This is a genomic window from Thioalkalivibrio sp. ALgr3, assembly GCF_000377325.1.
Classification (GTDB): Bacteria; Pseudomonadota; Gammaproteobacteria; order Ectothiorhodospirales; family Ectothiorhodospiraceae; genus Thioalkalivibrio.
In genome coordinates this window covers 1-17,582 of record NZ_KB897979.1, presented here as the reverse complement: position 1 = coordinate 17,582, position 17,582 = coordinate 1, and the positions used below count along the sequence as shown (strand labels likewise).

19 protein-coding genes and 2 pseudogenes are annotated in these 17,582 nt (G+C 69.9%); 18 read left to right on the top strand and 3 right to left on the bottom strand.

Annotation, left to right across the window (positions count from 1 at the left end):
• Window positions 1-52 precede the first annotated feature (52 nt).
• The 12 genes and pseudogenes from C998_RS0105770 (at window position 53) to ribBA (ending at window position 9,835) form a co-directional block, all read left to right on the top strand.
• Complete coding sequence (locus C998_RS0105770; RefSeq protein WP_018869912.1) at window positions 53-1,033, top strand: diguanylate cyclase; 981 nt, start codon at window positions 53-55, stop codon at window positions 1,031-1,033.
• Window positions 1,030-2,073, top strand: a complete 1,044-nt coding sequence (locus C998_RS0105765; protein WP_018869911.1) for a SpoIIE family protein phosphatase — start codon at window positions 1,030-1,032, stop codon at window positions 2,071-2,073. Before C998_RS0105770 ends, C998_RS0105765 begins: the two co-directional genes overlap by 4 nt.
• 37 nt (window positions 2,074-2,110) lie before the next feature.
• Window positions 2,111-3,010, top strand: a complete 900-nt coding sequence (locus C998_RS0105760; RefSeq protein ID WP_018869910.1) for an STAS domain-containing protein — start codon at window positions 2,111-2,113, stop codon at window positions 3,008-3,010.
• 11 nt (window positions 3,011-3,021) lie between these two features.
• The gene (locus C998_RS0105755; RefSeq protein ID WP_018869909.1) at window positions 3,022-3,360 is read left to right on the top strand and encodes a hypothetical protein; all 339 of its coding nucleotides are present in this window, start codon (window positions 3,022-3,024) and stop codon (window positions 3,358-3,360) included.
• Window positions 3,361-3,393: 33 nt separating this feature from the next.
• Window positions 3,394-4,023, top strand: coding sequence for a MarC family protein (locus tag C998_RS0105750; protein WP_018869908.1), 630 nt, complete (start codon window positions 3,394-3,396; stop codon window positions 4,021-4,023).
• Between the two features lie 17 nt (window positions 4,024-4,040).
• Window positions 4,041-4,115, top strand: a pseudogene (locus tag C998_RS15155) (zinc-ribbon domain-containing protein); the annotation flags it as partial.
• Between the two features lie 159 nt (window positions 4,116-4,274).
• Window positions 4,275-4,760, top strand: coding sequence for an RDD family protein (locus C998_RS0105745; RefSeq protein WP_231364965.1), 486 nt, complete (start codon window positions 4,275-4,277; stop codon window positions 4,758-4,760).
• 184 nt (window positions 4,761-4,944) lie between these two features.
• Complete coding sequence (glyA, locus tag C998_RS0105740) at window positions 4,945-6,204, top strand: serine hydroxymethyltransferase (RefSeq protein WP_018869906.1); 1,260 nt, start codon at window positions 4,945-4,947, stop codon at window positions 6,202-6,204.
• A 9-nt stretch (window positions 6,205-6,213) separates the two neighbouring features.
• Entirely contained in the window at window positions 6,214-6,792 is a 579-nt protein-coding gene (nrdR, locus tag C998_RS0105735) for a transcriptional regulator NrdR (RefSeq protein ID WP_018869905.1), read from the top strand.
• The gene (ribD, locus tag C998_RS0105730; RefSeq protein ID WP_018869904.1) at window positions 6,789-7,958 is read left to right on the top strand and encodes a bifunctional diaminohydroxyphosphoribosylaminopyrimidine deaminase/5-amino-6-(5-phosphoribosylamino)uracil reductase RibD; all 1,170 of its coding nucleotides are present in this window, start codon (window positions 6,789-6,791) and stop codon (window positions 7,956-7,958) included. Before nrdR ends, ribD begins: the two co-directional genes overlap by 4 nt.
• A 34-nt stretch (window positions 7,959-7,992) precedes the next feature.
• Window positions 7,993-8,694, top strand: coding sequence for a riboflavin synthase (locus C998_RS0105725; RefSeq protein WP_018869903.1), 702 nt, complete (start codon window positions 7,993-7,995; stop codon window positions 8,692-8,694).
• A 25-nt stretch (window positions 8,695-8,719) separates the two neighbouring features.
• Window positions 8,720-9,835 (top strand): bifunctional 3,4-dihydroxy-2-butanone-4-phosphate synthase/GTP cyclohydrolase II, encoded by a 1,116-nt coding sequence (gene ribBA, locus C998_RS0105720; RefSeq protein WP_018869902.1) that lies wholly within the window; start codon window positions 8,720-8,722, stop codon window positions 9,833-9,835.
• Window positions 9,836-9,841: 6 nt separating this feature from the next.
• Here ribBA and C998_RS0105715 read toward each other — a convergent pair whose 3' ends face one another.
• Window positions 9,842-10,303, bottom strand: coding sequence for a DUF6231 family protein (locus tag C998_RS0105715; protein WP_018869901.1), 462 nt, complete (start codon window positions 10,301-10,303; stop codon window positions 9,842-9,844).
• A gap of 75 nt (window positions 10,304-10,378) precedes the next feature.
• Here C998_RS0105715 and C998_RS0105710 point away from each other — a divergent pair, with 75 nt between their 5' ends.
• The 5 genes from C998_RS0105710 (at window position 10,379) to C998_RS0105690 (ending at window position 15,977) form a co-directional block, all read left to right on the top strand.
• Window positions 10,379-10,861: a Crp/Fnr family transcriptional regulator gene (locus C998_RS0105710; protein ID WP_018869900.1), complete on the top strand. Its 483-nt coding sequence runs from the start codon at window positions 10,379-10,381 to the stop codon at window positions 10,859-10,861.
• Between the two features lie 18 nt (window positions 10,862-10,879).
• Window positions 10,880-11,665, top strand: a complete 786-nt coding sequence (locus C998_RS0105705) for a YdcF family protein (protein ID WP_018869899.1) — start codon at window positions 10,880-10,882, stop codon at window positions 11,663-11,665.
• A complete protein-coding gene (locus C998_RS0105700) occupies window positions 11,665-13,761 on the top strand; it encodes a hypothetical protein (protein WP_018869898.1) in 2,097 nt (698 codons plus the stop codon). Before C998_RS0105705 ends, C998_RS0105700 begins: the two co-directional genes overlap by 1 nt.
• A 92-nt stretch (window positions 13,762-13,853) precedes the next feature.
• Window positions 13,854-14,501 (top strand): YdbL family protein, encoded by a 648-nt coding sequence (locus C998_RS0105695; protein WP_018869897.1) that lies wholly within the window; start codon window positions 13,854-13,856, stop codon window positions 14,499-14,501.
• Window positions 14,502-14,531: 30 nt separating this feature from the next.
• Window positions 14,532-15,977: a YihY/virulence factor BrkB family protein gene (locus C998_RS0105690; protein WP_018869896.1), complete on the top strand. Its 1,446-nt coding sequence runs from the start codon at window positions 14,532-14,534 to the stop codon at window positions 15,975-15,977.
• Window positions 15,978-16,048: 71 nt separating this feature from the next.
• On the opposite strand, the gene C998_RS0105685 is transcribed toward C998_RS0105690, so the two are convergent.
• A complete protein-coding gene (locus tag C998_RS0105685; RefSeq protein ID WP_018869895.1) occupies window positions 16,049-16,486 on the bottom strand; it encodes an SRPBCC family protein in 438 nt (145 codons plus the stop codon).
• A 167-nt stretch (window positions 16,487-16,653) separates the two neighbouring features.
• Here C998_RS0105685 and C998_RS0105680 point away from each other — a divergent pair, with 167 nt between their 5' ends.
• The gene (locus C998_RS0105680) at window positions 16,654-17,115 is read left to right on the top strand and encodes a hypothetical protein (protein ID WP_018869894.1); all 462 of its coding nucleotides are present in this window, start codon (window positions 16,654-16,656) and stop codon (window positions 17,113-17,115) included.
• Between the two features lie 24 nt (window positions 17,116-17,139).
• On the opposite strand, the pseudogene C998_RS0105675 reads toward C998_RS0105680, so the two are convergent.
• Window positions 17,140-17,582 (bottom strand): annotated as a pseudogene (locus C998_RS0105675) (transposase); the annotation flags it as partial.

Sequence of the window (17,582 nt, the reverse complement as noted above, 5' to 3'; positions counted from 1 at the left end):
GTGACGCCCGGACTGGGGCACAATCCGGGCACGGAACAGGGAGTGGGGCGGCATGGAGAAGCGTCTGCTGGAACTGTCGGTTTGTGTGGAGCCCGATCGGCGCCGGCTTGCGCGTTTCGCCCTGGACGCCGTGGTGGCCCTGGGCGGCAGCCCGTTCCGCGCCACCGCCCGTCTCGATGTCCTTCTGCACGCGCTGCGCGAGGCTGCCGCCAATGTGGAGGGCGGGCTGCAGGTGGCGCTGGTGGCCCACGGACGCGAACTCGCCCTGTATTGGGAAGAGGCTGGGGGGCATGCGTGCCGCGAACGCCTCGATCTTGTCCCTGAAGAACCCTCCGAAGCCTCGCTCGAGGCCCTGTCACAGCGCCTGCGCCGGGGTTCCGAATCCACCGATCCCGAGCTCCTGCGCCGACGCAATGCCCGCTTCGCCGCCGAACTGGAACGCGCCCGCGAGCGGGCGGCGGCCGAGATGGCCGAACTCGAGGCCGATCTGGAACGCAAGAAGGCCGAGCTCCAGCGCTCGATCCGCGAAGCCGAGACGGACAGCCTGACCGGGCTGTTCAACCGTGGCGCCTTCGATGCCCGTCTGGAAGAGTCCCTGCTGCACTGCGCCCGCCAGGATGAACCGCTGAGCCTGGTGCTGCTTGATCTCGACTTCTTCAAGCAGATGAACGATACCCACGGCCATCAGTTCGGGGATGATTACCTGCGTGGCATGGCCGATGCCATGCGTGCGGCCATTCGCGAACACGTGGACCTCCCCTGCCGCACCGGGGGCGACGAGTTCGCCATTATCGTATTCGGTGACCGCGACGCGGCAGCCGGCGTGGCGCAGCGCGTGCTCGCGGCGATGGAGGGCCGGGTCAGCATCGGCGTGGGGCAGCGGGCGGACGGTGACGCGCCGGAGGATCTGGTGGCGCGCACCGATGCGGCACTGTATCTGGCCAAGCATCGGGGGCGCGGGCAGGTCGCGACCGAACTCGAGCTCGAGGCCCCCGACGCACCGGCGGCCGCGGGCCTCGGAGCCCGCGCGTGAGCGCCGCACCGCCCGCGCGTCAGCCGTATGCCCTGCTCAGCGAGCAGGCGGCGGCGCGCGCCGGCGGGCAGGTCCTGCTGCAGTCGCGGCTGAAGACCGTGGCGCGGCGCCTGGGCTTCGGCGAGATCAAGCGCGAGCGCATGCTGCTGGTCTGCCAGGAGCTCGTGACCAACCAGGTGAAATACGCGCGCGGGACCGGACTGGTGCAGATCTGGGAGCAGCGCTCGCCGGAACCCGCGCTCGACCTGTTCGCGATGGATTTCGGTCCGGGGATCGCGGACCTGAACCAGGCCCTCGCCGACGGCCACACCACCTCGGGGACCCTGGGCAAGGGCCTGGGCACCGTGCGGCGTCTGGCCGACGCGTCCGATTTCTACAGCATCCCTGCCGCGCAGGCCGCCGGCACTCCGTGGCAGGGGGCCGCCGCATGGGCGCGTTTCCGTCCCGGAGAAACCGGCGAACACGAGGCCGGCCCGAGTTTCGGGCGCTATCTGCGCGCGTTGCACGATGCCCCGCACAACGGGGATTGTGCCGGTCTGGATGTCGATCGGAGCGGGCTGCGCTGGGTCCACATGGACGGCCTGGGGCACGGGATCGAGGCCGAAACCGCGGTGGCCGGACGTTGCCGGCCCGGCGCCGCGGGGGAATCGCCCGCCGACGTGCTGCGCGAGCTGAGCCGCAACCTGCGCGGCTCGCGCGGGGCGGTGGGGGTTGTCGGCGAGGTCGCGGCCGCACAGCGCAGCGTTCGGGTGTGCGGCGTGGGCGACATGAACGCGTGGGTCGTGAGCGAAGGCGAGCGGCGCGGCCTGGAGATGGCGCCGGGCATTCTCGGCCATGATCATCGCAGCTGCGAGGAGCTCCGGCTGGACCTCCCCCCGCATGCGCTGGTGATCACGGCCTCGGACGGTATCCGGCGCAACTGGAGCCTGGCCAGCTTTCCCGGCCTGTGGCGCCGGCACCCGCAGCTGCTGGCGCTGGTGCTGGGCCAGGTGCTGGGGCGCAGCAATGATGACAAGTCGCTGCTGGTCATCCGCCTTTGACGGCAGGCCGGGGAAACACAAAAAAAGAGGAGGAGTCATGACGGGGGACAACATGAATCGGGAGGACGGCGAGACCCGCAGTGCCAACGAGATCCTGGTCGAGCAGCTGATGGTCAACGTCGGCCGGATTTCCGGGGTGATCGAGGAGCGCGGGCACAACATCTTCGTGCAGGGGAACATCCTGTCGCGCGAGGAGATCAGCGACTACTCGGTGGAGTTCATGGAGCTGTTCGTGATGCTGCTGCAGCACGAGGGACGGCCGGATCGCTCCAGCGAAGAGTTCCGTGCCCTGCAGCAGTTCTTCACCACCATGTCGCAGCAGATCCTGATGCGGGGCGGCGACATGGAGGAGTTCGTGCGTTATCTGCAGTTCATGCAGAACGTGATGATCGAGGACCTGGGGCGCGACGCGGAGATCACGCCCGAACAGACCCGCGAGACCCTGCTCCTGCTGGCCGGGGTGTTCAACGACATCATCCTGGACGTCTATCGGGTGTATCTGGAGCAGAAGGAAAGCACCATCGAGGCGCAGCAGGCCGAACTGCGCGAGATCTCCACGCCCATCACCGAGATCTGGGACGGCGTCCTGACGCTGCCGATCATCGGGACCCTGGATTCCTCGCGCACCATGGTGGTGATGGAAAAGCTGCTCGGGCGCATCGAGCAGGATCGGGCCCGCGTGGTGTTGATGGACGTCACCGGGGTCATGGCGATCGATTCCCAGGTATCGCACCACCTGGTGCAGATGATCCGTGCGATCGGCCTGATGGGTGCGCGTCCGGTGCTGACCGGGATCCGGCCGGAGATTGCCCGGGCGCTCACCAGCCTCAACATCGATCTGGGCGACGTGACGACCCGCGCGACCCTGGCCGAAGGCCTGAAGGAGGCCTTCCACTGGCTGGGCGTGCGGATGGCCGACGCCCGGACCCCGGCCTGACGGGCGCGCCGATGGTCCAGGGCATGCATCTCACCCGGATCGGTGCGGACGCGGTGCTGCTGGAGCCGGGTGAGGGCCTGGATCCCGGCGAGCCGGACCGTTATCTGGTCGCGCTGGGCGAGTACCTGCAGACGGCCCGGGCGCGGAGGCTGATCTACGACCTCGACAGCGTGCCGGTGGTCGATGCCCTCTACTACGACTGGCTGAAGGCGGTGCACGGGCTTTGTCGGGTCATCGGGGTGGAGATGGTGGTCGCGAACATGGCACCTTCGGTGGCTTATGCGCTGGCGGCGCGCCTGGATGAGGTGCCGCCCTTTGCCTGTGCGCGCGATGTGGAGCGCGCGCGCTGACGTCCACCACCCCCGCGACCGGGAGAACGCCGCATGCTGGAACTGGGCATTGTTGCCCTGACCACCTTCTTCGTGACCGTCGGCCCGGTGGACGTGGCGGTGGTGTTCGCGGTGCTGACCCGTGGCATGGACCCGGCCCAGCGCCGCGCGATGGCGTGGCGCGGCGCGTTGCTGGCGACCACCATCCTGCTGCCGTTCGCGCTGTTCGGCGAGGCCGCGCTGGGGGTGCTGGGGATCTCGCTGCCGGCGCTGTACACCGCCGGTGGTATCCTCCTGCTGCTGATCGGCATCGACATGGTGTTCGCGCGCAGCTCCGGCGGGGTCTCGGCCACCCCGGACGAGACCCGCGAGGCCCGCTCGCGCACCGATCTCTCGGTGTTCCCGCTGGCCACGCCGTTGCTGGCCGGGCCCGGGGCGATGGGCGCGGCCATCCTGATGATGAGCCGGGCCAGCGGCGATCTGGCCGCGCAGGCGGTGGTGATCGCCGCGCTGATCGCGATCATGGTCCTCGCGCTGGTCTGCCTGCTGATCGCGGTGCGTATCCAGCACTGGCTGGGCGTCACCGGTGCGCACGTGCTCACGCGCATCATGGGGGTGCTGTTGTCCGCGCTGGCGGTCCAGTTCATCTTTGACGGACTGGCCGACAGCGGCATTCTGACCTGACATCGAAGGAGCGATGCATGACCCGGATCTGTCCGCACTGCGCAACCGAGAACCCCGACGACGCGGCCTTCTGCAAGGCCTGTGGCCGTTCGCTGGACTTCGGCGCCCGCCCCTCGGAAGGCCCCTCGGAGGGCGCGGGGCCCGGCGCCGGCGGCCCCGCCGCGCAACCCGGCCCCGGGCCGGACTCCGGGCGAGACGGGGATCCGCCCGGGTCCCGTCAGGATGCCCCGGACGATGCCGCTCCGCCGGGGATGAGCAGCGGGGGTGCGGATCCTGTCCATGCCCATGCCGAGGGGCCGCCGCAGGACCGCGCAGCCTTCGGCGGCTTCTGGCGGCGCGTGCTGGCGGTGCTGATCGACGGGGTGATCCTGGGCATCCCGCTGACCGTGGTGCAGGCGATGGTCAGCCCGGAAACCATGCACACCGAGGAATGGACCGACGCGGACACCGCCTGGACCTTCGTGAACATCCTGGTCGGCTGGTTCTATTTCGCCGGCATGCACAGCTCGCAGTACCGCGCGACCATCGGGAAGATGGCGGTAGGCCTGCGGGTGGTCGACTGGCATGGCGAGCGCATCAGCTTCGCCCGCGCGACCGGGCGCCATTTCGCCGAATTCCTGTCCGGTCTGCTGTTCATGATCGGCTACCTGATGGTGGCCTTTACCCGGCAGCGCCGCGCCCTGCACGACTTCATCGCCGAGACCTGGGTGGTGCGTCGCGAGTGGCTGGATGAATAGCCCGTTCGGCCGGGCGTTCGGCGGGCGGCCCTGAAAATCCCGGCCGAATCCAGTATGGTATTGGACCTTTCCGGCGCCGTACCCCGCCCGGTCCCGACCTTCCGGCCGCCGTCCGCGGCCGGTCGAGTGCCTCTGGCGGGCCGCTGCGCGCCCGAATTGCCTAGAACCCAACGGGAGTCACCGAATGTTTTCGATCGACATGAGCATCAACGGCTACGATGACGAACTCTGGAGCGCGATCCGCAAGGAGGCGCAGCGCCAGGAAGAGCACATCGAGCTGATCGCCTCGGAGAACTACACCAGCCCGCGCGTGATGGAAGCGCAGGGCTCGGTGCTGACCAACAAGTACGCCGAGGGCTATCCGGGCAAGCGCTACTATGGCGGCTGCGAGCACGTCGATGTGGTCGAGCAGCTGGCCATCGACCGCCTCAAGGAGCTCTACGGCGCCGATTACGCCAACGTGCAGCCGCATTCCGGCTCGCAGGCCAACGCGGCGGTGTACATGGCCCTGCTGCAGCCGCATGACACCGTGCTTGGCATGAGCCTGGACGCCGGCGGCCACCTGACCCACGGCGCCAAGCCGAACTTCTCCGGCAAGATCTACAACGCGGTGCAGTACGGCATCACCGACGAGGGCCTGATCGACTACGACGAGGTCCAGCGTCTGGCTACCGAGCACCAGCCGAAGATGATCGTCGCCGGCTTCTCCGCCTACTCGCGTGTGGTCGACTGGAAGCGCTTCCGCGAGATCGCCGATTCCGTGGGTGCGTACCTGATGGTGGACATGGCCCACGTCTCCGGCCTGATCGCCGCCGGCGAATACCCGAACCCGATCGACCACGCCCACGTGGTCACCTCCACCACGCACAAGTCCCTGCGCGGGCCGCGTGGCGGCTTCATCATCTCCAAGGGGCAGCCGGAACTGAACAAGAAGTTCCAGTCGCTGATCTTCCCCGGCACCCAGGGCGGCCCGCTGATGCACGTGATCGCCGGCAAGGCGGTGGCGTTCAAGGAGGCCCTGGAGCCGGACTTCAAGACCTACCAGAAGCAGGTGATCGCCAACGCCCGTGCGATGGCCGAGGTCCTGGTCGAGCGCGGTTTCGACATCGTCTCCGGCGGCACGGACAACCACCTGTTCCTGCTGAGCCTGGTGTCCAGGGGCATGACCGGCAAGGATGCGGACGCCGCCCTGGGCCGCGCCAACATCACGGTCAACAAGAACGCGGTGCCGAACGACCCGCAGTCGCCGTTCGTGACTTCCGGCATCCGCATCGGCACCGCCGCCCTGACCACCCGCGGCTTCACCGAGTCCGAATCCCGCGAGCTGGCCGGCTGGATCGCCGACGTGCTGGAGAACATGGACAACGAGCAGGTGATCGACGACGTCCGCGGCAAGGTGCTGGACATCTGCCGCCGGTTCCCGGTTTACGGCGCCGGCGAATAAACCGGGGCGATGCGCTGTCCGGCCTGCGGTGCCAGTGACACCCGCGTGGTCGACTCCCGGGTCGCCGGACCCGAGCAGGAACAGATCCGGCGACGGCGGGAGTGCCGCGTGTGTCACGAGCGTTTCACCACCTTCGAGCGGGCGGAGTTCAGCCTGCCGCGGGTGGTCAAGCGCAGCGGCGAGCGGGTGGCCTTCGATGACGAGAAGCTGCGCAGCGGTCTGCGCCGGGCGCTGCACAAGCGCCCGGTGCGCACCGAGGACGTGGAGAACGTCATCGACGACATCAAGCGCCGTCTGGCCGGGACCAGTGCCCCCGAAATCAAGTCCGACCGTATAGGCGAGATGGTCCTGGAGGCCCTGCACGGGCTGGACCATGTCGCCTATATCCGATTTGCCTCCATCTATCTCAGCTTTGCCAGCGTGCAGTCCTTCCGCGAGGCCATCGAGCGTCTGGAGGACGACCTGAGCCCCGAGATGCGGCGCCACCAGCTGCGCCTGATCGACGAGGAGGCCGCGCGCGCCGCGGCTGACGAGATCCCGGAAGAATCCCCGCCTGACGACCCCGACCCCGCCGGCGAATCCCGATGAACGCAGCCGACCGTGAATGGATGCACCGTGCGCTGATGCTGGCGGACTGCGGCCGTTTCACCGCCGATCCCAACCCGCGCGTGGGTTGCGTGGTCGTGCGCGACGGCCGCGAAGTGGGCGCCGGCGTGCACTGGCGGGCCGGCGAGGCGCATGCCGAGGTCAACGCCCTGCAGGCGGCCGGGGACGCTGCGCGCGGTGCCACTGCGTACGTGAGCCTGGAGCCGTGCAACCATCACGGGCGCACGCCGCCCTGCACCGAGGCGCTGATCGCCGCCGGGGTGGGGCGCGTGGTGATCGCCATGGAGGATCCCGATCCGCGCGTCTGCGGGGGCGGGGCGCAGCGCCTGCGCGCCGCCGGCATCGCGGTGGAGACCGGGCTGCTGGAGGCCGAGGCGCGGGCGCTCAATCCCGGATTCGTGCAGCGCATGGAACGCGGGCGCCCGTGGGTGCGCATCAAGTCCGCGATCTCGCTCGACGGGCGCACGGCGATGGCCTCGGGCGAGTCGCAGTGGATCACCGGCGAGGCCGCGCGCAACGACGTGCAGCTGTGGCGTGCGCGGGCCGGGGCCATCCTCACCGGCAGCGGCACCGTGCTGGCCGATGACCCGCAGCTCAACGTGCGCCGCAGCCCGGCGGAGCTGGCCGCGGCAGCCGGCCTCCCGGCGTCGGGCCGTGTGGCCGACCTGCCGGTGCGTCAGCCATTGCGGCTGATCGTGGATTCCGGTCTGCGGACGCCACCGACCGCACGCATCCTCGAGGGGTCGCCCACCTGGGTCCTCACCACCGAGTCGGCGGCGGCCGGTCCGGCGGCGGATGCCCTGCGCGGGCGCGGCGCCGACCTGATCGCCCTGCCGGGGGCCGCGGAGGATGCCGCCGGGCACCTCGATCTGCATGCCCTGCTGGCGGAGCTGCATGCCCGCGAGATCAACGAACTGCACGTGGAGGCCGGCCCGGGGCTGGCCGGTGCGCTGGCCCGTGCGGGTCTGGTGGACGAGTGGCTGGTGTACCAGGCGCCGCTGCTGCTGGGTTCCGGCGGCCGGCCGATGGTGGACTGGGACATCGGACGCATGGCCGAGCGCGCGGAGCTGGAGGTCGTCGAGTCCCGCTGGCTGGGCGAGACCCTGCGGCTGCGGGCATTCCCCCGAGGGGCCCCGAATTCGCTATGATCCCCGCATTGTCACCGCAAGGACAGGCTGCGCCATGTTCACCGGCATCATCGAAAGCCTCGGCACCCTCGACACCCTGACGCCCAGCGGCGGCGATCGCCGGCTGCATGTCAGTGCACCGGGGCTGGACTTCTCCGGCACCCACCTCGGGGACTCGATCGCGGTCAACGGCGTCTGCCTGACGGTGACCGACCTCTCCGTGGACGGCTTCACCGCCGATGTCAGTCGCGAGACCCTGGAGGTGACCACGCTGGGCGATCTCGGCCGCGGCGACCGGGTCAATCTGGAGCGCGCGCTGGCACTGGGCGACCGGCTCGGCGGCCATCTGGTCTCCGGCCACGTGGACGGCGTGGGCGAGCTGGTCTCGATGGAGCCCGACGCCCGTTCGACCCGGGTGCGGTTCCGTGCCCCGGCGGCGCTGGCACGCTACATCGCGGCCAAGGGGTCGATCACCATCGACGGAACCAGCCTTACGGTGAACCGCGTCGAGGGGGCCGAGTTCGAGGTCAACATCATCCCGCATACCCGGGACCTGACGCGCTTCTCGGTCTACGCCCCGGGGACGCGCGTGAACCTGGAGGTCGACCTGATCGCCCGCTATCTGGAGCGCCTGATGCTGGGCGATCGCGCCGCGGATCCGGGCGCCGGAGCCGGAGCCGGGGACGGCGGCGGCACGCTGTCCGAGGACTGGCTGGCCGAGCAGGGCTTTCCCAATCATTCCGGCCCGCGCGACTGAGCGCGGGCCCCGACGGCAGGTGTTCATGGAATTTTCCGATACCGAAACCATCCTCGCGGAACTCGAGGCCGGGCGCATGGTGGTCATCGTCGACGACGAGGACCGCGAGAACGAGGGCGACATCCTGATGCTCGCCTCGCACGTGCGCCCCGAGGACATCAACTTCATGGCCAAGTACGGCCGCGGGCTGATCTGCCTGACGCTCACCCGCGAGCGCTGCCGGCAGCTGGCCCTGCCGCTGATGGTGACCGACACCAACGACGTGCACGGCACCAACTTCACGCTGTCGATCGAGGCCGCCGAGGGCGTGACCACCGGGATCTCGGCGTATGACCGGGCGCATACCATCCGTACCGCGGTGGCGCCCAACGCCCAGCCGGAAGACATCGTCCAGCCGGGGCACGTGTTCCCGCTGATGTCGCAGCCGGGCGGGGTGGTGGTGCGCGCGGGCCACACCGAGGCGGGCTGCGATCTGGCGCGTCTGGCCGGGGCGGAGCCGGCCGCGGTGATCGTGGAGATCCTCAACGAGGACGGGACCATGGCGCGGCGGCCGGACCTCGAGCGCTTCTGCGCCGAGCACGGTCTGAAGATGGGCACCATCGAGGACCTGATCCGCTACCGCATCGAGAACGAGAAGACCGTGCGCCGGGTCTCCGAGCGCGAGTTCCCCACCGAGCACGGGACGTTCCGCCTGCTGGCGTTTCAGGACGAGGTGGATCACGAGATGCACTTCGCGCTGGTGCGCGGCGAACCGCGGCCGGACCGTGACACCCTGGTGCGCGTGCATCTGGAAAACACCCTGCACGACACCCTCGGTTACGCCGGCCCGGATCGCGGCTGGCCGCTGGACGACGCGCTGCGGCGCATCGACGAGGCGGGCGAGGGCGTGGTGGTGATCCTGCGCAAGCACGAGGGCCCCGAGGCGCTGACCCAGCGGCTGGAGCTGCTGGGTCAGCCGGCGCCCGAGGAGCGCGGCGGCGGTCGCGAAAACTCCGCCGAGTGGCGCATGTACGGCATCGGCGCACAGATCCTGGCCGACTGTGGCGTGGGACGGATGCGCCTGATGTCGGCGCCCAAGCGCTTCCATGGGCTGGGCGGCTTCGGCCTCGAGGTGGTGGACTACGTCCACGACGAGCCCTGACCCGCGTCACCAGCGCGCGCGGTCCCACATCTCCGGGTTGGCCCAGAAGCGGGCGTTCAGCCAGTCGGGCGTGAGCTTGTAGTCGTACAGGCTGGTGCGGTAGAGCGCATGTTCCGGTGTGGCGGCCTCCGCCGCCGGCTCGCGGCGGAAACCCAGGGCGAGGAAGGCGTTCAGGCCCCAGCGGTCGTCGCGATGCCGGTGCAGGATCAGGGTCTCCTCCGCCCAGCGGTCGCGCAGCCCGCCCAGCAGCTGCTGTCCTGCCGCAAGCTCCATCTCCGCGAGCACGTCCAGCACCAGCACCAGTGATTCGCGCCCGGCCGGCGGGTCGGCCAGCAGGGCCTGCGGGGTGGTCACGCGCCGTTCCCCCTCCGTCTCGGGGACGGCATCCGGGTCGAGGGTCAGGATCAGCGGGCTTTCGCGGCGCAGCCGCTCGGGCAGCTGGCGGCGCAGGGTGTCGATGTCGATCATGCGGGGTCTCGCAGAAGGGACGTTCGTTATACTCTATGTATTCAACCCAGAGAAAGCCGTAAAGGAAGCCGTGCCATGACCCGGGATCTGCTGACCGAGTTTCTGTCCAAGCATCCGATGTCCGCCTCCCTGACTCCCGCGGAGGTCGACACCCTGATGCAGTATCTGGAGGTTGTCGAGACCCATCACAAGGAGATCATCGCCGACATCGGCGAGGTGGGCGAGGCGCTGTTCTTCGTGGTCAGCGGCACCGCCGCGCTGTACGACGACGACGGCAGCCAGGAGATCGAGGTCGGGCGCATGGAGACCGGGGAACTGGCCGGCGAGATGTCGTTCTTCGACCGCGTGCCGCGCGGGGTGCGCATGCGCGCGCTGACCGACAACACCCGCCTGCTGCGCCTGACGCGCTCGAAGTACGACCGCCTGCGGGTGGAACACCCGTACATCGCGGTGAACGTACTGGAGTTCGCCATCATCAGTCTCGATCACCTCATCCGCCGGGTGTCGGAGGACGTGGCGACCTACGCCCGCTACCTCTACGCCCCGGGCAAGAAATAACCGGCGGCGCGGTCGCCGATGGCCGCCGGTCTCGCCACCGTGGCCGAGCACCTGCTGCTGCCGCCGGGTCTGGCGGTGCTGCTGCTGGTGCCGGGGCTGCTGCTGTTACGGGGGCAGCGCCGCGGGGGTGGCTGGCTGGTGACCCTCGGGCTGGCCGCACTGATCCTGCCCGCGCTGAACGTCGTCGCCGCCCCGCTGGCGCAGACCCTGGAGCGGGATCTGCGCGAACGGCCACTGGCCACCGGTCGGGCGGACGCGATCGTGGTGCTGGGGGGCGGCCGGGCCAGCGGCCGTCACCACGTCACCGGCGGTGACGATGTCTCGGCGCTGACCTTCGAACGCCTGCGTTTCGCCGCCCATCTGCACCGCCGGACCGGTCTCCCGTTGCTGCTGTCCGGCGGCAGTCCCGGCGCCGAGGGTCGGCCGGCCGAGGCGGAACTGATGGCGGATGCGCTGCGCCGCGAGTTCCGCGTGGATCCGCGCTGGCTGGAAGGTGCCAGCCGCAATACCCACGAAAACGCCTTCTTCACCGCGCAGCATCTGCAGGGCAGCGGGGTGGAGCGGGTGCTGGTGGTCACTCATGCGATGCACATGCCGCGGGCCCTCGAGCGCTTCGAGGCGGCCGGGCTGGCGGCGGACCCGGCACCCACCGGCTTTCGAGGCCCTGACGGCGAATGGCGCCTGCGCGACTTCGTGCCCACGGTGGATGCGCTGGAGACCTCGCGGTTTGCGCTGCGCGAGTGGCTGGCACGGGCGGCGCGGCCGTTGCGGGATCGTCTGCCGGGCGACCGGCCCGGGGCATGATGGGCGCCATCCGGGCGGTGACTGCCTGGATGGCGCGCGCGGTGGTGGCGCTCGTGCTGGTGATACCGGCGGCGGCCGGTGCCGACCCGGAGGATGCCGGGGGGCTGGCGGTCGACCTGCGGATCGAACGGGCGCTGCACGCGGCGCTGGACGCCGAAGGCCTGTCGGCGCGCGCACGCCTGCGCGAGGGGCGGCTGGCGATGACCGTCGGGGCCGAACGCCTGCATCTGCCCGAGCCGGTGGGCACGCTCGCCGGAGTACGCCTGGATTGCCCCTCCCTGGTGCCGACCACCGTCGGCTGGCGCTGCCGTGAGGCGCGGCTGTCCGCCGATGGCGGGGACCTGGCCCTGCAGGAACACCCGCTGCGCCTGGACTGGCACACCGGCCGTAACCGCCTGCGCGTCGCCGGAGACTGGCCCGGCTGGTTCGGGGCGAGTGGCGAATTCGTGCTGCGGGTGGCCGGTGCCGATGACTGGCGGGCCGAACTGGCCCTGTCCGGGGTGGATCTGGTCGCGCTGGCGGAGTCGCCGCGACTGGCGCCCTGGCTGCCCGAAGATCCGCCGGTGACCCTGCAGTCGGGGCGTGCGGACCTGGCGCTGCAGGGGGCGGCGGAAGGCGGGCATCGGGTCGATCTGCAGCTGCGGGACGTGGGCTTCTCCGATGCGGTGGGACTGCGCGCGGGCGAGGGCATCGGCGGCCGGCTCGAGGCGCGCGAGGTGGCGGGGGACTGGACCCTGGACGCGACCCTGGAGGAGGGCGCGGTGTTCGTGGATCCATGGTTCGTGGACGCGGACGAGACCGGGAGCCTGAACCTGCGCGTGGATGGCCTGCGTCCGGCGGATGGCGGGTTCGCGGCCGGGGTGGAGGTGGCGGAACTGTCCGGCTCGCTCGGCGAGATACTGGCCTTCAGCGGTCAGGAGATCCGCAGCGGGCCGCCGGAGGCGATCGCTCCTTCGGGGGATTTCCATCTCGAGGCGCGGGACCCCGGTGCGGCGCATGCGGTGCTGCTGGATCCCGCGCTGGCCGGGACCCTGGGGCGTGATCTGACGGTCAGCGGGGATTCGGTGGTGGTGCGGCTGGAGCTGGAGCGCGGCGAGCCGCGTTCGGCGACCCTGCGCTGGAAGGCCCTGAGCGCCGAGGACGGGAGCGGGCGATTCGGCGTGACGGACAGCGACGGCACGCTGAACTGGCTGGCGGATGCGCCCGGAGTCCCGGGGCAGCTGGGCTGGCAGCGGGCGCATCTGTTCCGCCTGCCGCTGGGCGAGTTCGACGCGCGCGTGCGCGCGCAGCCGGACGGGATCGACCTGCTGGAAGTGACCCGCATCCCGATCCTCGACGGCGCCCTGCGTGCGGATGACTTCGGTCTGCGCCTGACCGCCGACGGACCGGATGTGCGTTTCACCGGCGGGGTGCAGGCGATCTCGCTGGAGCCGTTGACCGAGATCCTCGGCTGGCCACGCTTCTCCGGTCGCCTCGCCGGCATGATCCCGGAGGTGCGCCTGGATCGCGGCGATCTGGCGGTCGACGGGCGGCTGCTGGTGCAGGTGTTCGACGGCGACGTGGTGCTGCGCGACGTGCGCATCCGCGACCTGTTCGGGCGAACCCCGGAGCTGGGCCTGTCGGCGCGCATGGACCGCCTGGACCTGGCCCTGGCCACGCGCGCCTTCGACGTGGGCCGGGTGGAGGGCCGGCTGTCGGGCCACCTGGAGGACCTGCACATGATCGACTGGCGTCCGGTGCGCATGGATCTGGCCCTGCAGACGCCCGAAGACGATCCGGGGCGGCGGCGCATTTCACAGCGCGCGGTGCAGAACATCACCGAGCTGGGCGGGCCGGTGCAGGCGGCGGCTTCGTCGGTGTTTCTGCGTTTCTTCGAAAACTTCTCCTACCGCCGACTGGGCTTTCGCTGCCAGCTGCGCGGCGGGGTCTGTGAACTCGACGGGGTGGGAGACCGCCCGGACGGCGGGTTCGCCCTGGTCCAGGGGGGCGGGCTCCCGCGGATCGATGTCATCGGCTACAACCGTCGGGTCGACTGGGACGAGCTGCTGCGCGGGCTGTCGCGGGTGACCGCCGGGGAGTCCCCGGAGGTTCGCTGAGCACGCGCACGGGGCGTTCATGTCCTCGTCAGCCACCGGGTGATGTAATGTAGGATGATGACTGTCCAGCCGTGCCTGCCAAGGAGCTGCCCATGAAAGCCTGGTTCGGGGTTCCCGCACTTGCCCTGCTGTCCGCGCTGGTCGCGGGCTGCGTGACCATCAACATCTACTTCCCCGCGGCCGCGGCGGAGGATGCCGCGCGCGCGATCGTGCGCGATGCCCTGCAGCTGCACGACATCGAGGAGCTGCGCGAGCCCGAGTCCGCGCCGGAAATGGACGGCGGTTCTTCGGATGCCGGTTCGCCGGATGCCCGCGATGCGGCCGGCGAGCGCTCGACCCCGCTGCTCGCGCGCCTGCTGGAAACGCTGGTGGCGCCGGCTGCGGCCAGCAACCCGGATCTGCAGATCGAGACGCCGGCGATCAATCGCATCCGCGCGTCCATGCGTGACCGCGCGCCGCAGCTGGCGCCGCATTTCCGCAGCGGGGCCATCGGCTTCGGCGCTGATGGCGACGTGGCCATCCGGGATCTCTCCGAGGTGCCGCTGCGCGAGCGCAGCGAGGTGCAGCGCCTGGTCAGCGAGGAGAATGCCGACCGGGCCTCGCTGTATCGCGAGATCGCCCGCGCCAACGATCGACCCGACTGGGAGGACCGCATCCGCGAGACCTTCGCCCGGGTGTGGGTGGACGAGGCGCCGGCGGGGTACTGGTACCGCTCCGACGGTCAGTGGCGGCAGAAATGACCGGTCCGGACCGCACGCGGAGGGTCGGGCTTGGGGAGTGACGCCAGTCTGGGCGCGCGCCTGGAGGCCGGACGGCACCGGGTCGAACGCCTGGTGCTGGAGAGCGACCTGTCCGCCATGCCGCGCTGGAAAGCGCTCGGGCTGGGCGTCCTGCGCGGGCTGCACGGACTGGTTCGCGAGGCGGCCGAGGGCCAGCTGACCCTGCGCGCGATGAGTCTGGTGTATACCACCCTGCTGTCGATCGTGCCGCTGCTGGCGCTGTCGTTTTCCGTGCTCAAGGGCTTCGGCGCGCACAACGCGGTGGAGCCGGTACTGCTGGAATTCCTCGAACCGCTGGGCGCGCAGGGCGAGGAGATCGCCGACAACGTGGTCACCTTCGTGGACAACATCCGCGTGGGTGCGCTGGGAGCGGTGGGCCTGATCTTCCTCGTGTATACCGTAGTGGCGCTGGTGCAGAAGATCGAGGCCGCGTTCAACACCATCTGGCGGGTGGAGACCCAGCGCAGCCTGGCCCAGCGCTTCACCAGCTATCTGTCGGTGATCATGATCGGGCCGCTGCTGGTGTTCGCCGCGCTGGGGATCACCGCCACCGTGATGTCCTCCGAGGCGATGCAGACGGTGGCGGGCGTCGAGCCGTTCGGGCGCCTGATCACCGAGTTCTCGCGCCTGGTGCCCTACCTGCTGATTATCGCGGCGTTCGCCTTCATCTACATGTTCGTGCCGAATACGCGAGTGCGTCTGGGGCCGGCGCTGGCGGGGGCGGTGGTCGCGGGCGTGCTGTGGCAGAGCATGGGCTGGGTGTTCGCCAACATGGTGGCGGAGTCCACCCGTTATGACGCGATCTATTCCGGCTTCGCGATCATGATCCTGCTGCTGATCTGGGTCTATCTGGCCTGGCTGATCCTGCTGATCGGCTCCAACGTGGCGTTCTACGTGCAGCATCCGGAATACATGAACGTGCGGGGCCGCCGTCCGCGGCTGTCGGCGGCGGCGCACGAGCGTCTGGGGCTCAACCTGATGCAGGTGGTGGCGCGCCATTTCATGGAAGGGCGCACGCCGCCGACGGTGGACCAGGTGGCCGCGGAGCTCTACGTGCCCGGCAATGCGCTGGGCGGTGCAGCCCGGGCGCTGGAGGCCGCGGGACTGCTGAGACGCACCGAAGACCTCGGTCTGGTGCCCGGGCGCGATCTCGGCCATCTGCCGGTCGCGGAGGTCCTGCAGGCTCTGCGCGAAGACCAGGAAGATCCGGCGCTGCGGACCCTGCACGGCGATGCGGCGGTGGAGTCGGCGCTGGAAGAGCTGGACGTGGCGCGTCGCGATCATCTGGGGGCGCGCACCATGCGCGATCTGCTGGAGCGGGCGGGCGTGCAGCCGGCGAGGCCGGCGCAGGAAGACGCTGATGCCGGCCCGGGCCCGAGTTCGCGTGCCGGGGAGTGGCGTCCCGGCTCGGGCGCGTCCCCGTCACCGGGGCCCTGATGCGGTGTCCTCCGGGGGGATCCTCGGGGGCGCGACGGGGTGCGGGCGGCGAGTCCGGAGAGCCGGCGGGGTCAGGCGTTCGAGCCGGCTTCCGCGTCCAGGCGCTGCTGGGCCCGGTGCATCAGCTGGCCGGAAACGCGCTCCACCAGCGAACTCGCCGCCCTGCGTACCGCCGCTTCAACCAGCGGATTACCGAGACGGTATTCCAGCTCGAACTCGACCCGGGTCCGCCCTTCGCCGGCCGGCTGCAGGCGGTAACTGCCGCGATTGTGGATGCCGCGGATCGAGCGCCAGGCGAAATGCTCCGGCTCCACGGCGCTGCAGACCTCGACATCGAAATCCATGGTCATCCCTGCCGCCACGATGGTCCAGCGGTACTGCTCGCCACCCAGGGGCTCGATGGTGCGCACGTGGTCGCACAGGTCGACGAAGTTGGGGACATGGCTGAGCAGGGCAAAGACCCGCTCGGGTTCGGCCTGCAGGGAGGTTTCGTGCGTGATACGGCGCATGCTCGCGACTCGCTGGCTGGAGCGGAAGAACTGATGGTAAGAGCCCCCGGAACGCTTCCGGGTTCCCCGCAACCCGTTCACGGCCCGGTTCCGGGCTGCTTGTGGGCCCGAAAGGCTCGTTCTAACATGACGCGCGATTGCGCTGAAACCACCGTTGCGAGCCCCGAATGAGCTTTGCCCGAGATCACCGTCCGGCCCCCGATGCCGGTTTCATGGAGCGCTACGAGGCCGGGGCGCTGGGTATCCTGCACTGGGAACAGCTGGACGCCCTGTGGGCCACATTGCGCGCCGGCGCCCGCGACGGCGAGTGGTACGTCTACGCGGTGGGGGAGGCGGTGCCGCAGGCGCCGGTCCGTGCGGAGGAACTGGATCGTTTCCTCACCGAGGTGGACGCCCTGCTGCGCGCCGACCACGACGAAAGCTACTGCGGCATCGTCTACGTGGACGACCGCGAGAATCCTCGCTTCGTGAAGATCTTCGACCCCAACAACCTCGGATCCTCCTGCGGATCGTCGGGCCTGCGGGTACTGCCGGGCTGGATCCTCTCGACCGTGCCGCCGGAAGACCTTCAGGCAGCGATGCCCCCGCCGAACAGCCGCCGCCGCTGGTGGCAGCGGCTGTTTCCCTGAGGTTCTTTCCTCAAGACGCTGCTCTCAGGAGGAAGCGCTGAACACGTCGTCGATGTGGCGGGCGGTCAGAAGGCGTTCCGACCAGATCAGCAGGGTATCGGCATCGGCGGATTCGATCCGCTCCCGGTGTTTTTCCGCGGCGTCTGCACCGAACTTGCGGGCGATCAGGCGCAGGAGGACCGCGGCTTCACCCTGCGTGACGCCTTCCTGAAGTCCCTGCTGTCGCCCCTGTTCCAGCCCCTGTTCCAGCCCCTGTTCCAGCCCCTGTTCCAGCCCCTGTTCCAGCCCCTGTTCCAGCCCCTGTTCCAGCCCCTGTTCCAGGCCCTGCTCAAGGCCCTTCTGCAGTCCTTTCTGCAGCCCCTGCTGCTCGTAGCGGCGCTGCCATTCCTTTACGCGTTCGGCCAGCATGGTTTCCATCTCCCGCAGGTCGTTGTTCGGAGGCGCCAATGTTTCGCCGAAGTGGCCGG